The sequence below is a fragment of the Nocardia sp. NPDC057353 genome, from assembly GCF_042667085.1.
Taxonomy (GTDB): domain Bacteria; phylum Actinomycetota; class Actinomycetes; order Mycobacteriales; family Mycobacteriaceae; genus Nocardia.
The window spans coordinates 1-14,188 of sequence record NZ_JBHVAK010000010.1; the positions used below are offsets into that span (position 1 = coordinate 1).

12 protein-coding genes are annotated in these 14,188 nt (G+C 75.4%); 6 read left to right on the forward strand and 6 right to left on the reverse strand.

Annotated features, from left to right (window positions below; genetic code table 11):
- Together erm and ACFUUZ_RS07140 are read right to left on the reverse strand one after the other, a co-directional pair.
- Positions 1-801, reverse strand: an 801-nt coding sequence (erm, locus tag ACFUUZ_RS07135) for a 23S ribosomal RNA methyltransferase Erm (RefSeq protein WP_378693420.1), incomplete at its 3' end; no start/stop codon positions are given.
- Between the two features lie 256 nt (positions 802-1,057).
- Complete coding sequence (locus ACFUUZ_RS07140; protein ID WP_378693422.1) at positions 1,058-4,912, reverse strand: hypothetical protein; 3,855 nt, start codon at positions 4,910-4,912, stop codon at positions 1,058-1,060.
- Between the two features lie 134 nt (positions 4,913-5,046).
- On the opposite strand from ACFUUZ_RS07140, the gene ACFUUZ_RS07145 reads away from it, so the two are divergent.
- Positions 5,047-6,420 (forward strand): FAD-dependent oxidoreductase, encoded by a 1,374-nt coding sequence (locus tag ACFUUZ_RS07145; protein ID WP_378693424.1) that lies wholly within the window; start codon positions 5,047-5,049, stop codon positions 6,418-6,420.
- Between the two features lie 12 nt (positions 6,421-6,432).
- Here ACFUUZ_RS07145 and ACFUUZ_RS07150 read toward each other — a convergent pair whose 3' ends face one another.
- Together ACFUUZ_RS07150 and ACFUUZ_RS07155 are read right to left on the reverse strand one after the other, a co-directional pair.
- On the reverse strand, positions 6,433-6,819 hold the full coding sequence (locus ACFUUZ_RS07150; RefSeq protein ID WP_378693426.1) for an ankyrin repeat domain-containing protein: 387 nt from the start codon (positions 6,817-6,819) through the stop codon (positions 6,433-6,435).
- Between the two features lie 4 nt (positions 6,820-6,823).
- A complete protein-coding gene (locus ACFUUZ_RS07155) occupies positions 6,824-7,459 on the reverse strand; it encodes a UdgX family uracil-DNA binding protein (protein WP_378693428.1) in 636 nt (211 codons plus the stop codon).
- Positions 7,460-7,575: 116 nt separating this feature from the next.
- On the opposite strand from ACFUUZ_RS07155, the gene ACFUUZ_RS07160 reads away from it, so the two are divergent.
- Positions 7,576-8,601 carry a DNA topoisomerase IB gene (locus tag ACFUUZ_RS07160; protein WP_378693430.1) on the forward strand — a complete coding sequence of 342 codons (1,026 nt, stop codon included), beginning with the start codon at positions 7,576-7,578 and terminating at the stop codon, positions 8,599-8,601.
- A gap of 6 nt (positions 8,602-8,607) precedes the next feature.
- Here the strand turns inward: ACFUUZ_RS07160 and ACFUUZ_RS07165 are convergent, their stop codons facing one another.
- Entirely contained in the window at positions 8,608-11,160 is a 2,553-nt protein-coding gene (locus tag ACFUUZ_RS07165) for a LuxR C-terminal-related transcriptional regulator (RefSeq protein ID WP_378693432.1), read from the reverse strand.
- Between the two features lie 179 nt (positions 11,161-11,339).
- On the opposite strand from ACFUUZ_RS07165, the gene ACFUUZ_RS07170 reads away from it, so the two are divergent.
- The 4 genes from ACFUUZ_RS07170 to ACFUUZ_RS07185 all read left to right on the forward strand — a co-directional run bounded on the left by ACFUUZ_RS07170 (position 11,340) and on the right by ACFUUZ_RS07185 (position 13,081).
- Positions 11,340-12,071, forward strand: coding sequence for a DUF6328 family protein (locus ACFUUZ_RS07170; RefSeq protein WP_378693434.1), 732 nt, complete (start codon positions 11,340-11,342; stop codon positions 12,069-12,071).
- 30 nt (positions 12,072-12,101) lie between these two features.
- Positions 12,102-12,593: an ATP-binding protein gene (locus ACFUUZ_RS07175; RefSeq protein ID WP_378693436.1), complete on the forward strand. Its 492-nt coding sequence runs from the start codon at positions 12,102-12,104 to the stop codon at positions 12,591-12,593.
- Between the two features lie 87 nt (positions 12,594-12,680).
- Positions 12,681-12,839: a hypothetical protein gene (locus ACFUUZ_RS07180; RefSeq protein WP_378693438.1), complete on the forward strand. Its 159-nt coding sequence runs from the start codon at positions 12,681-12,683 to the stop codon at positions 12,837-12,839.
- The gene (locus tag ACFUUZ_RS07185) at positions 12,839-13,081 is read left to right on the forward strand and encodes a cold-shock protein (RefSeq protein WP_378693440.1); all 243 of its coding nucleotides are present in this window, start codon (positions 12,839-12,841) and stop codon (positions 13,079-13,081) included. The genes ACFUUZ_RS07180 and ACFUUZ_RS07185 overlap by 1 nt, the downstream gene beginning before the upstream one ends.
- A 4-nt stretch (positions 13,082-13,085) precedes the next feature.
- Here the strand turns inward: ACFUUZ_RS07185 and ACFUUZ_RS07190 are convergent, their stop codons facing one another.
- Positions 13,086-14,099, reverse strand: coding sequence for an alpha/beta hydrolase (locus ACFUUZ_RS07190; RefSeq protein WP_378693671.1), 1,014 nt, complete (start codon positions 14,097-14,099; stop codon positions 13,086-13,088).
- Between the last annotated feature and the right edge of the window lie 89 nt (positions 14,100-14,188).

The window sequence follows — 14,188 nt, forward strand, 5'->3', positions numbered from 1 at the left end:
CGTCGCGGGTGGCGGCTCGCGTCGTCCCAGGACCCGGTAGACCGTGAGCCACTGGTCCGGGGTGACCAGCCCCACCGGCGCCTCTGGATCGAGATCCGCTGTGCGGCAAGCACTTCGGACCTCAGCGCGGGGGTACTCGCGGGCGAGCGAGGCGCCGAACGACCCGCCCGTTCCGGTGAAGCCGAGGTGTACCAGGTCGCGGTAGCGGTCGAGGTCGGCGGCCGGGAGCAGGGGTTCCGCGCGGCGGCGGACGTGCAGTACCGCGGCGTCGACGGCGGGTACCGGGTCGAAGCTGTGCCTGCCCACCCGTGGCCCGAGCGCGAGGGCGGTCCGCGGCCAGTGCGTCACCGCGAGCCGGGACCAGCGGCCGTAGTCGCCGCTGTGCTTGCGCGCGAACTCGCGCTGGGTGAGCAGGGTGGCCGTGGTCAGCGCCGGGGCATCCAGGCACCAGCGCAGGATGTCGGTGCTCGCCGCGAACGGGATGTTGGCGACCACCGCGAACGGTTCCCTCGGCGGCTGCACTGTACGGAAATCCCGCTGCGACACCGTGATTCGAGGGTTGTCGCGGTACAGGGCCCGCAGTCGGGCCGCGTAGCGCGGGTCCAGTTCACAGGCGTGGACGCGGCCCGCGGCGCGCAGCAGCTCGCGGGTGAGCGCGCCCGCGCCCGGGCCGGGTTCGAGAACGAGATCGGAGCCGGTCAGCTCGGCGGCACGCACGATCGCGCGGACCGCCGCAGGGTCGACGAGGAAATTCTGGGACAGCCGGGCGCGGACGCGCGCGGGCCGGGAACGGCGAGGCATGGGGTCCTTCGGGAGAAGGTGAATCGGGAACCGGTGAAGGCGCCTGACCCATGCCGGGCACGGCTTGTGTGCGGCCTGATCACAGACCGGGGGGAGAGGGAGTGCGGTGCGCCGGCGGGTTAGGCGGCGGCGCGGCGCAGGCGGGCGGACGGCACCGACAGCGCGCTCACGGCCGCGCAGATCCCACCGGTGCCACTTCCCATAGCCGGAGACGGTAGTGCACCCGGCGTCCGGCGCGCGACCGGTTTTCCGCGGGTCACTCCCCGCGCAGCTCCTCGAGGCTCGCCGCCGCGCGCGGCTCGCCGTGCGCGGCGGCGGCGCGCCACCACGCCTCCGCGCTGGCGGTGTCGCCCTCGTCGCGCAGCAGTGCGCCCAGGTCGTAGGCGGCGGCGACGTGGCCCGCCTCGGCGGCCTGGGTCAGCAGGCCGCGCGCGGACTCGGTGTCGCCGCGGCGGTACATGGCGAGGCCGAGGTCGTACAGGGCGCCGCGGTAGCCGGGGTCGCCGATGATCCCGCCCTGGCCGCGCGGTACCGGCGGGGGGCCGTAGACGCTGCGGCGCGGGGGGAGGGTGTCCGGGTTGTGCTGGAGGGTGGCGGCGCTCCAGCCGCCGAAGCCCGTCGTCTCCGGTTTGCCCGGGGTGTCGGGCTGGTCAGCACCTGTTGGGGTGAGCGGTGTGCCTGCGGACTCGCCCCCGTCGGCGCGGCGTGCTGTCCCGCTGTCGCGGGTGGTGTGTTTGGGTGTCGTCGCGCCCTCGTGGCCGCTACCCGCTGACGTCGCCGGGTCGGGACGGCTTCCCCCGGCTACCGCTGCCGCGTCACGACTGCCGCCCGCTGGTGCATCCGTGCCTGCTCGTGCGGGCGGTGCGGAGTCGTCACGGGGGACGTCGCCGGTGCGCGCCGCGCTGGTTCGTGCGGGCGGTGTGGAGTCGTCACGGGGGATGCCGCCGGTGCGCGCCGCGCTGGTTCGTGCGGGCGGTGTGGAGTCGTCACGGGGGATGCCGCCGGGCCCGGCCGCGCTGTGGCGGGCGGGCGGTGTCGGGTTGTCCCGGGAGATGCCGCCGGGAATCGCCGCATCGCTTCGGCCGGTTCGAGGGGGCGGCGTCGAGTCGCGCTGCGGGGTGGTTTCGGGAGTCGCGGCGCTGCTCCGGCGGGGCGCTGCCGAATCGTCGCGGCTCGGTCCGGCCTGCGTCGCCGCGCCGGCGGGGCCACTATCCGTGGGTGCTGCCGGGGTGTTCCGGCTGGTTCGTGCGGGTGCCTGCGAGTTGTCGCGGCCGCCTCGTGTGGGCGCGGGCGAGTCGTCGCGACGGTCCGCTGCGGGCGTTGCCGTGTAGTTTCGGCTGTTCTGTGCGGGCACAGCCGAGGTGTCGCGGCGGTTTCCGGCGGGTGCCGCCGTGCCTGCTTCGCTCGCTCGAGCAGTGTCGCGGCCGGTTCCCGCGGGCAGTGCCGCTTCGGGGCCGACTGCCTCGCTCCCCGGCGGGTTCTCGCCCGGCTGCTGCGGCGCTCGCCGGGCGGTGGTTGCGGCGGTTTCCTCGGGCGTGCCGGTGCGCGGAGGCAGTGTGCCCGGTCCGGGTGCGACCTCTTCGGGCCGGTCGCCGACGACCGGCGTCGCGGCTCCGCTTCGTGGTGCCGCCTGCGATGGCCGGTTGTCGGCGCGCGCGGGCGCGGGCTGATCGCGGTCGGGGTTTCCAAGCGCGCCGCTCGGCGTCGGTTTCTGCCGATTCTCCGTCGGCCCCTGAGGGGGGTGGCCGGGTTCCCCTCGCAGGTCACGGCCGTGCGGGGTACTGCTCGGCGCAGGTTGTTGCCTGGCATCGGCGCGCAGCGGGGTCTGCCCGTGGTCCTCGGACGGGATCAGCCGATCGTGCCCGCTTCGCCGGCTAACCGTTGCGTCCGCGTTCGTCGCGTGCTCCGGCCGTGCGCCGAGCCCGGTCGTGGCGGCATCCGGCGCGGATTCCTCCCGCCCGCCGGACTCCCGGTCGACCGCACCGGTGCGGCCGAGCCGCTGCGGGCCACTTCCACCGCCCGCCCCGCGACCGGGCGCGGCGCCACCACTCGGCCGCTCCGCGCCCCCGGGGCGATGCCCTTCCGGCGCCTCCGACCCGTGCGACCGCGCCGGCCGCTCCCCGCGCAACGCCTGCAGCCGCGCGGCGAAACTCTCCCGGCGTCGATCCGACTCGTCCCCGCGCATCCCGTGCAACCCGGCCGCCAGGTTCGCCCCCGGCTGCCCGCCGGTCGTCGCGGGCCGCGCCTGCTGTCCGTGCCTGCCCCCCGTCAGCGTCTCGCTCGCCGCCGTCGGCCGCTGCCCGTACTTGGACTCGCGGATATCCGGTCGCCGCCCGGCCCGCGTCGGCAGCACATGCCCGCCCCCGCCGCTCCCGGCCTGCTGCCCGCCCTCCGCTTCGCCGCCCGCACCTTCGAACCGCGCCACCGACTGCCCATCGTTCCGCACCTGCTCAGCGCCCCCGCGTCGTGGCGGTGCCGCGGGTTGCCCGTCGTTCTGCACGTGCTTCGTGCCTACGGTGGCGGGGCGTGTCGCCGGTTGTCCATCGTTCTGCGCCTGCTCTGCGCCGCTGCGTCGCGGCGGTGCCGCCGGTGGTGCGTCGTTCTGTGCGTGCTCGGCGCCGCTGCGTCGTGGCGGTGTCGCTGGTTGCCCGTCGCTCTGTGCGTGCTTCGTGCCTACGTTCGTGGGTCGTGTCGCCGGTGGTGCGTCGTTCTTTGCGTGCTCGGCGCCCCCGCGTCGTGGCGGTGTCGCTGGTTGCCCGTCGCTCTGCGCGTGCTCGACACCCCGGTTTGGGAGTGGCACGGCCGGTTGGCCGTCGTTCCGCGCGGGCTCCGCACCCGCGTGCGCGGGCCGTGCCATCGGCTGCGCAGCGTCCGGCGCCTGCTCCTCGCCCATGCGTTCGGTCGACTGCCTCGGCTTCGCAGCCGCGTTCGCGGGCCGTCCCGCCGAACGGGTGTCGCTCGGTCCGTACGCCGCACCCGTACGTTCGGGGAGGTCCCTCTGCTGTTTACCGCCCTGCCTCGCTCCCACGGCCGCGCCGTCCCGCCCTGGCGCAGGCCGATCGTCGACGCGCCGCTCGGCACCGGTGCCTGCCTGGGCCGCGGCGGAATCCACCGCCCCGGTCCGGCCGTCCTTTGTCTCCGCGACCGCGGACCGATCACCACCCCGAGCAGGCGGCACCTGCCCGTTCCGCGTCGCACCCGGCCCGGGGACCCCACCGACCCGCGTCGGAGCGGAATTCGGACCGGCACCGGTGACCCCAGGCCCGAACGGCGACTCCTCGCCCGCCAACCCCTCGGGAACAGCGGGCAGCTCCCCACTGGGCCGCCGCACCGCACCCCCGTCCGGCGCCTGCCGATCCCACCGCCCCGCCGACCCGTCCGCGGGCGGCGCGTAGTCGCGCCTGCTCACCCACCCCCCGCCGCGCCGCGCCGCCTTCTCCTCGACCGGCGCGGCGGGCGCCTCGACCCGCGGCTCGGCGGCGGTGTCGACGAGCACGACCCGCCCTCCGTCCGGCCGCTCCGCCCGGTACCGGATCGGCAGCGTGACGTACTGGTCGTCGAGCAGCTGCGCCTCGGTCTCCTGCGGGACGGCGGGCGCGGCGTCCAGCGCGTCGGTGGAGATCTCGACCACGAGGTTGGCGAAGTTCGGCGGCCCCTCGCCGACGCTGCACCAGAGCGTGATGCGCCCGTCCGGCAGGTGCTCGACCAGGATGCCGTAGTTCCCCTCCCAGGACTTCTGCACGCCCTGGTTGTCCACCCAGACCGGGGTGAGGGTGAAGAGCGCCTGCGGGGAGTGGCCCGCCAGCTCCACGCTGATCCCGGTGGCGAGCGCGTCCCCCCAGACGTCGATCCCGCCGAGCCGCCTGCCGTCGAAGCGCACGTGCCCGTCGAGTACCGAGAGCCCGATGCCCCAGCCGCGCAGCCCGGCGGGCGGAGCGGCGGAAAGTGCTGTCATCGCGAGCCGCGCGCCGGGGGTTCCGAACTCCTCGGAGTACATCGGGTAGACCAGGCTGCCGTTGTAGCGGATCGGCTCGGCGCTGGTGTACTGGCCCGCCAGGATCTTGCCCGGCGGCGAATGGCGTTCGTACCACTGCGAATACGAGTCCGTCATCTCGCCACCCTTTCCTGCTCTCGCGCCGGGCCCCGATCACGCGCGGTGGCCCGCTCCACCGTACTAGGCGCGGGCCGGGCGGTCGCGGGCATCGCGGACCGGTCCGGACACCCGCCGGCGGTAGCGTGACGCCCATGAGCGAGCGACTGGTGGTCATCGGCGGGGACGCGACCGGAATGGCCGCGGCGTCGCAGGCGCGGCGGCTGCGGGACGCGGCGGAGCTGGAGATCGTGGTCTTCGAGCGCGGGCATTTCGCCTCGTACTCGGCGTGCGGCATCCCGTACTGGGTGGGCGGCGCGGTGGACGACCGGGACGCGCTGATCGCCAGGACCCCGGAGGAGCACCGGGAGCGCGGCATCGACCTGCGCTTCGGCCACGAGGCGCTGGAGCTCGACCTCGACGGCCGCCGGGTCCTGGTCCGCGACGACGCGGGCGCCGAGGCCTGGACCGGATACGACAAGCTCGTCATCGCCACCGGCGCCGAACCGGTGCGGCCGCCGCTGCCCGGCATCGACGCCCCCGGCGTGCACGGCGTGCAGACGCTGGACGACGGCCAGGCGCTGATCGACACCCTGACCGGCCAGGAGTCCGGCGACGCGGTGGTGATCGGCGCGGGCTACATCGGGGTCGAGATGGCGGAGGCGCTGATCCAGCGCGGCTACCGGGTGACCATGCTGCACCGCGGCGCCGAGCCCATGTCCACCCTGGACCCGGACATGGGCGCGCTGGTGCGCGAGGCCATGGACGGCATGGGCATCGAGGTGGTCAACCACGCCGACGTGACCGCCCTCCGCACCGGCGCGGACGGCCGGGTGCGCGCGGTCGCGACCGCCGACGGCGAGTACCGGGCCGACGTGGTGGTGCTCGGGCTCGGCACGCGCCCCGCCACCGGTATCGCCGCCGCGGCCGGGCTGCCGCTGGGGGAGTCGGGTGGCCTCCTCACGGACCTGGCCATGCGGGTGCGCGGCCGCACCGAGATCTGGGCGGGCGGCGACTGCGTCGAGGTGCTCGACCTGGTGTCCGGGCGGGAGCGGCACATCGCGCTCGGGACGCACGCCAACAAGCACGGGCAGATCATCGGCACCGGGGTCGGCGGCGGGTACGCGACCTTCCCCGGCGTGGTCGGCACCGCGGTGAGCAAGGTGTGCGCGCTGGAGGTGGCGCGGACCGGGCTGCGCGAGGCGGACGCCGCGGCGGCGGGGTTGCAGTTCGTGAGCGTCACGATCGAGTCGACCAGCCGGGCCGGGTACTACCCGGACGCCACCCCCATGACGGTGAAGATGCTGGCCGAGCGGCGCACCGGCAGGTTGCTCGGCACCCAGATCGTCGGGCGGGAGGGGGCGGGGAAGCGGGTCGACATCGCCGCGGTCGCGCTCACCGCCGGGATGACGGTCGAGCAGATGACCACGCTCGACCTCGGCTACGCCCCGCCCTACTCACCGGTCTGGGACCCGGTCCTGGTCGCGGCCCGCAAGGCGGTGGCGGCGGTGCGCGCCGCGGGCTGGTAACCGACGGTCGGGTCAGCCGAAGAGCGCGAGGAGCTCGCTCTTGCCGAACATGCCCGCCGCATCCCGCGCGGACGGGCTCCCCGCATCCGGATCGGCCCCGGCCGCGACCAGTGCCCGCACCACCTCGGTCTCGCCCTTGAAGACCGCACCGGCCAGCGGCGTCTGCCCGCGGTCGTTGGCCCGGTCCGGGTCGGCGCCGCGCTCCAGCAGCACCCGGACCGCATCCGGGTGCCCGTGGTAGGCGGCCAGCATGACCAGCGTGTCCCCGCGGTCGTTGGTCAGCTCGGCGGGCACCCCGGCGTCGAGGTAGGCGGCGAGCTCCGCCGCCGCGCCGTTCCTGGCCAGGTCGAAGAGGTGCGAGGCCAGCTCCACCACCGCGGGGTCGGGTTCGGTGCTCACCGGCTCATCGTGCCAGTGCGTCGAGCGCGGCCCGCGCCCGCCCGAGGTCGGCGGCGAACTCGCGGTACGCCGCCTCCCGGTCCGGGGCGCGCAGCACCGCCGACGGGTGCACGGTGGCGAGCACCGCGTGCTCCGGCAGCTCGATGAGCTCCCCGCGCCGCTCGCTCACCCGGAAACCGGTGCCGAGCAGCGCCTGCGCCGCGATGGCGCCGAGGCAGAGCACCAGCCGCGGCCGCACCGCGCGCAGCTCGGCCGCGAGCCACGGCGCGCAGGCCACGATCTCGGTGCGGCCGGGCTGCCTGTGGATGCGCCGCTTCCCGCGCTCGGTGAAGCGGAAGTGCTTGACCGCGTTGGTGAGGTAGCAGGCGTCGCGCGCGAACCCGGCCTCGTCCAGCGCCCGGTTCAGCAACCCGCCCGCGGGCCCGACGAACGGGTGTCCGCGCCGGTCCTCCTGGTCGCCGGGCTGCTCGCCGACCAGCAACATGGCGGCGTGCTCCGGCCCCTCGCCGAAGACCGTCTGCGTGGCGTCCCGGTACAGCGCGCAGCCCCTGCACCCGGCGGCGGCCGCGCGCAGCTCCGGCAGCCCGGCCTCCTCGGGGACGAATAGCGCCGCGCCCTGCGCTTTTTCCCGGGCAGCCATGGCCGCCTCCTCCTCGTCGAGTGCGGCCGGGGTACCCGGCGCCGCGGGCCGGAAACCGGGGCACTCACCACCGAGAACACAGGAATGACCGGGCGCTGGGAAGGTATCCGTCCGGCATGCGGCTACGGCGGAGCGACCCAGGCGGCCCCGGCCTGCGACGGGTGCGTCGCGGCAAGGGCTTCTCGTACCACACCGACGACGGCGGCCCGGCGGACCCGGAGGACGTCGAGCGGATCCGCGCGCTGGTGATCCCGCCCGCCTGGCGGGACGTCTGGATCAGCGCGCAGCCGAACGGCCACATCCAGGCGGTCGGCACCGACGCCGCCGGGCGCAAGCAGTACCTGTACCACGAGCGGTGGCGCGCGGCCCGGGACGAGGAGAAGTTCGACCGGGTGCTCACCCTGGCCGCGAAGCTCCCCGCGGTGCGCGAGCGGGTGCACGCCGACCTCGGGCTGCGCGGGCTGCCGCGCCGCCGGGTCGAGGCCGTCGCCGTCGACCTGCTCGACCGCGGCGTCTTCCGGGTCGGCGGCGAGGAGTACGCGGAGGAGAACGGCACCCGCGGCGTCGCCACGCTGCTGCGCGAGCAGGTGACGGTGAGCGGCGACGCCATGCTCTTCGACTACATCGCCAAGAGCGGGCTGCACCGCCGGGTCCGGGTGACCGACGCCAGGCTGGCGCGGGCGGTGCGCTCGCTGCGCCGCGGGCGCTCCGGCTCCGACCGCCTGCTCGTCTACCGCAGCGGCGACAGCTACCGCGAGCTGCACTCCGACGACATCAACGCGCGCTTCAAGGAGCTCGCCGACTGCGAGTGCAGCGCCAAGGACCTGCGCACCTGGCAGGGAACGGTGCTGGCCGCGGTCACCTTCGCCGCGCTCGGCCGCCCGGACTCCGAGCGCGGCCGCAAGCGGGTGCGCAAGGAGGTCATGGAGACGGTCGCCGAGGCGCTCGGCAACACCCCGACCGTCGCGCGCGAGTCCTACGTCGACCCGCGGGTGGTGCGGGCCTGGGAGAACGGCGACACCATCGCCAACGCCCTGCCGCGCGCGGAGAAGCAGAAGGACGAGGACGCCCGCCGCGACGTCCTGGAGCGCGCCGTGGTCCGGCTGCTGCGCGACCGCGTCCGGGCCCGCCGGGCCGCCTGACGCCGCTCAGAGCAGCCCGAGGCTCCGCGCCCGGTCGAGCGCGGCGGTGCGCGAGTGCGCCTGCAGCTTGGTGTAGATGCCGCGCAGGTGCGTCTTGACGGTGTTGACGGAGATGCCGAGGTCGACGGCGATCTCGCCCGCGGTGCGCCCGGATGGCAACCGGGCCAGCACCTGCATCTCGGTCTCGGTCAGCCCGTGCGCCGCCCGCCCGCGCCCGGCCGCCGGGTGCCTGCGCAGCGCGGCCACGAAGGTGTCGCGGTGGCCGAAGCAGCCCGCCGCCTCGTCCAGCATCCGGATCGCGCCCGGCACCTCGAGGAACGGCCGGATCAGGTGCTCCGGCTCGGCGAGCCGCACCGCCGTGGCCAGGCACTCGCGGGCACCGGCGGGCGCGCCGGTAGCCCGGTGCGCGGCGGCGAGCAGCAGCTGCGCGGTCACCGCGGTCACGACGGGCAGCTCGGCGCCCGCCAGCGGCGCCAGCAGCGACCGCACCGCTTTCGGCCGCCCGCCCGCGTGCGCGAGCGCGGCCGCGCCGACCACCAGGTCGGGGAGTTCGCCGAGCCGCTCGCGGGCGCGGTCGAGCAGCCCGCGCGCGGCGACCGGCTCGTGCACCGCGAGCAGCTCCCAGGCGGCGTGCCGCACCAATCCGCCCACCACCCGGGGGCGCGGATGCCGATCGAGCAGCGCGAGCAGCTGCTCGCGCAGCTCGGCCACGGCGGCGTAGCGGTCATCGGCCTGCGCGCAGCGCACCAGCAACCCGGTCACCAGCGCATGCCTGCCCGCCACCGGGTCGGCCGCCCCCGCCGCGTCCGGCCGGGATTCGAGGACGCCGTCCAGCGCCGCCGCGTCCTGCTCCTCGCCGCGCAGGTACCCGGCGAAGACCAGCATGGCCCGCGCCTGCGCGACGTCGACCACCTCCGAGATGTCGTGCCGCGCCGCGAAATCCAGGGCGTGGCCCGCCCGCCGCCGCATTCCGCCCAGGTCGTCGGCGAGCCCGGCGGCCATGGCGAGCCGGGTGGCCGCGCGCACCACCAGCCGCGGCTGCCCCGCGCTCTCGGCGAGGGTGAGCGCGCGGCGCAGTAGCTCCTCGCCGCGCTCCCGGCCCCCGTCGAGCACCGCCCTGGTCGCCCACTGCACCGCGGCGTAGGCGTCGATGTCCGGGTGCGCGGTGCTCGGCGGCTCCGCGGCCGGGGTGGGCGCACCGGCGGTGAGCAGCGCCGCCTCCAGCCCGGCCGCGGCGGCCAACGCGGCGACCCAGCCCGCGGGGGCGAACGACGCGGTGCCGTCCCTGGTGGCGAGCACGTCGAGGAAGGCGACGGCGTTCTCGTTCTCCCCGCGCACCAGGGCGTCCACCGCGCGCAGCGCCCAGACGAACGGGTCGTCGGCGAGCAGCGGCCGCTCCCGGGTGAGCGCGGTCAGCAGCGCCGGGCCCGCCTCGGCCAGCACCATCGCGGGGCCGCTGGTGCGCAGGTAGCCGCGGATCGGCTCGTCGTCCGGCTGGGCCAGCAGGTGCGGCAGCGCGGCCGGGCCGAGCCCGGCCGCCTGCAGCCAGTTCGCGGTCACCAGGTGCAGCCGGGCCGCGCGCTCTCGGCCGAGCCGGTTCACCTCGGCCAGCAGGTAGGCGCGCAGCAGCGGGTGGTAGCGGTACCAGAGCGTGCCCTCCGTGCCGGTGCGGGTGATCGGGAAGCCGAGCCGCTCCAGCCGGTACAGCAGCTCGCCGGTCTCCGGCCCGGCCAGCAGCGCGGCCAGCGGCTCGGTGAACTCTTCCGGCACGCTGGTCAGCACCAGGAAGTCGCGGAGCCGGGCGGGCAGCGCGTCGAGCAGCTCGCCGATCAGGAAGTCGGAGACCGCGGCCGCGGGCCTGGCCAGCACCGCGAGCGCGGCGCTCCGATCGCCGGGGTAGGCGTCCAGGTAGAGCGCGGCGATCCGGACCAGCGCGGGCCAGCCCCTGGTGAGCCGCATGACCGCGTCCAGCTCGGCGGGCTCGAGCGGGCAGCCCTGCGCCGCGCAGACCAGCGCCGCCTCCGCGTCGGTGAAGGCGAGCCGGTCCGCGCCGATCCGCCGCAGGCGCTGGTCCGGCATGGTGTGCCAGCGCAGCGGCGGGTCGGCGCGGCCGGAGAGCACGGTGACCAGGGTGGGCGGCGCCAGCCGGAGGAACTGCTCCAGCCCGGCCAGCACCAGCGGGTCGGCGATCAGGTGCACGTCGTCCAGGATCAGCACGGTGTGCGGGGCATCCGCCGGGCGGCGGGCGAGCAGCTCGGTGAGCGCGCTGACCGGCGTCCGGTGTCCGGTGGCGGGCTGCGGCAGCCCCAGCTCGGCGGCGAGCGCCGCGGGGAAGGACTCCGCGTCCGCCCGCTCCGCGGTGACGGTCAGCGTCCCAGTGGCGTACCGGCTCTGCTCGGCCCATGCGCTGAGCAGGGAGGTGCGTCCGCTACCGGCCGGGGCGCTGACGACCAGTACCCGCGCCGCCCCTGGCCGCACCGCGGCATCGACCTGCGCGACCAGCGCGGGCCTGGCGATGGTGCGGGACTCCGTCGTGCCGATCCGGGACGAGAGCGTCATGCCGCCTCCTGGGCCGCTTTGCTGGGTTACTTCCTAGCAAATCTCTCCTGGAAAAGTGAACTTACTCTGTTTCCGCGCGCGGCGACAGCGGAGGTGACCCCACCTCGGCGTGCCGGGCCGAATGAACGCCGGGGAACCGGGTAGCACCGAATGCGAGAACACGAGCAGGAGCAGAGGTCATGACCGAAGACCCGGAGGGCACCGCGTGGAACTGGCGGGCCCGCGGCGAGACCGCCACCGAGCGGCTCGACCGCAACTTCGGCCAGCTGCTCCAGGAACTGCGGGTACTGCAGACCGGCGTGCAGCTGCTCACCGGTCTGCTGCTGATCCTGCCGTTCCAGGACGGTTTCGAGGAGCTCGGCGACGCCGAGCGCGGCATCTACCTGGCCGCGGTCACCTTCGCCATGGCGGCCACCGTGGTACTGGTGGCGCCGGTCTCCTGGCACCGCGTGCTGTTCCGGCGCAGGCGCCTGGAGGAGGTCGTGCGGGCGGCACACCGCTGCGCGCTGGCCGGGCTGCTGCTGCTCGGCCTCGCGCTCACCGCGGTGGTGGTGCTGATCGTCGCCGCCGTGGTGAACATGGTGGCGGCGGCGGTCGCGGGCGCCGTCACCGGGCTGCTGTTCCTCACCGTGTGGCTGCTGGTGCCGCTGCGGCACCGGCGCAGCCCGCTCGACCCGGGCCGCCGGGAAACGGCCCGGCGCCGCATCATCCGCCCCGACCCGCGGTCCGGCGACGCCGCCGCGCACTCGGTCACCACCACCGACGACGTCACCACGTCCGACACCGCATCGACCAGCAGGATCTCCCGCGCCAGGCGCCGTTCGGGGCTGCTGCCCCGGCCCACCAGGCGGCCGGGCGGCCGCGACGGCAGCTCCGCCGACCGGAGCGGCAGCGCCCCGAACCCGGCCTGACCCCGCGCGAGGTCCGGAACAGGCATCCGAATGTCCCTGCGTCCGCAGTTCCCCCGTACCCACCGCAGCACCCGCCCCGCCTCCCGGCCGCGGCCGCGCTCCCGGCCGGTCGCCGCGCAGGCCAGGGTGGAGCTCCGGGTGGCCCCCGACCTCTCGCAGCTCATGACGCTGCGCGCGCTCGCCGAGGCCGCCGGGCTGCAGGCCGGGCTGAACACCGCCGAGATCATCGACCTCGGGCTCGCCATCGACGAGGCGGCCACCGCGCTGATGGCCGACCCGGCGCCGGGCGCCACCGTGTGCTGCGCGCTCACCGTCGACGCCAGGCGGGTCACGGTGCGGGTCACCGGCGTGACCCGCGGGACATCACCGCTCGGCCCCGACCACTTCGGCTGGCACATCCTGTGCTCGCTCACCGACCGGGCCGCGACCGAGCAGGAGCCGTACGACCCGGTCCGCGGCGGCTATCCCACGGTGGTGGACTTCAGCCACCTGCGCCAACGCCTGCTGCGGGCGGTGCGCTGAACGGGGGGTTTCATTTCGGGACCTCCGGGAATAACGCGAACACCACCGGAGGCCCGGTGGCGGATCGCAGCAGAGGAGAACGCCGTCATGACACGTCAGCCCGGCTCGAATCGCATCGGTTCGGAGCGCACCGAACGCCCCGACGACTCCGCTCCCGCGGTCGAGTGGCCGGACCCGAGCCCGCTCTCCTCCTGGTGGCAGCAGGTCATGCGCGGGGCGGGCGCCGATGCCGGGGCGGGCGCCTGATGGAGACCCGCTCCGAGTGGCGCACCGGCACCGTCGCCTGGTTCGACGCCGCCAAGGGCTTCGGCTTCATCCGCGCCGACGACCACACCGAGGTGTTCGTTGAGTTCGGCAGCATCGACCAGCCCGGCTACCGCACCCTCGCCGAGGGGCAGCAGGTCAGCTTCACCAGCAGCCAGGGGCGCACCGGCGACGAGGCCGTGCGCGTCCGGCCGGTCACCGCCGAGCACGAGCTCGCCGCCTGACCCGTCAGTACAGCCCCGCCGCGAGCGTGGGCCACGATCGCTTCAGATCGTCCTGCCAGTACCCCCAGGAGTGCGAGCCGTCCGGCGCCATCGCCACCGTCGCCGGGATGTCCAGCTCCGCGAGCCGGTTCGCCAGGTTCCCGGTGCAGTAGGCGGTCCCCGCCTCGATGATGCCGCCGATCACGATCTGGTTCGCCAGCTGCGCCGGGTTGTCCGGGTCGCCCATCATGAACGGGTCGCCGAGCCGGTCGTAGCGGCCGGGCAGCCCGGACCCGCTGGACAGGTACAGCGTCGTACCCCGCAGCTTCTCCGCGTGCACCAGCGGATCGTTCGCCGCCCAGCCGGGCGCCTCCGGCGGACCCCAGAGGTTCCGCACATCGCCGCCGCCCCAGGTCTCCACCGACATCTGCACCAGCCGGTGCCCGATCGGGTCGCTGGTCTGCGCGCAGCCGCTGTAGGCGCCGACGCTGCGGTACAGCCCCGGCTTGGTGATCGCGAGCAGCAGCACCGAGGTCCCCGCCATCGAGATCCCCGCGATCGAGTTCCTGCCGTTGGTGCCGAGCGCGGCGTCGATGATCGGCGGCAGCTCCTCGGTGAAGAAGGTCTGCCACTTGTTCACGCCGAGAACGGGATCCGGCCGCTCCCAGTCCGCGTAGTAGCTCCAGCGGCCGCCGATCGCGGTCACCACGTTGACCTCCTGGTCGGCCAGGAAGTCGAGGGCGTCGGTCTTCCCGGCCCAGGTGGCGACGCCGTCCTCGCCGCCACCGCCGCCGTTCAGCAGGTAGAGCACCGGGCGCGGCACCGAGGTGTCGGCGGGGCGGAGCACCTCGACCGGCACCGTCTTGTCCATGGCCGCGGAGTACACGTGCAGCACGACGTTGCGCGCGTCCACCGTCTCCACCTTCTCGATCCGCGACCCGTCCGGCGCGGTCGCCCCCGCCGCGACCGGCTGCGCCGACGCCGTCGGCGCCGCCCCGCTCCCCGCGATCAGCAGCAGCGCCAACGCCGCCCCAACCATGCCCCGCATCCGCGTACTCCCTCCGAGCCCGCAGGCGCGGGTCCTCCCGCCAACTCAACGCCGCCCGCGGGGAAGGGAACAGCCCCGAA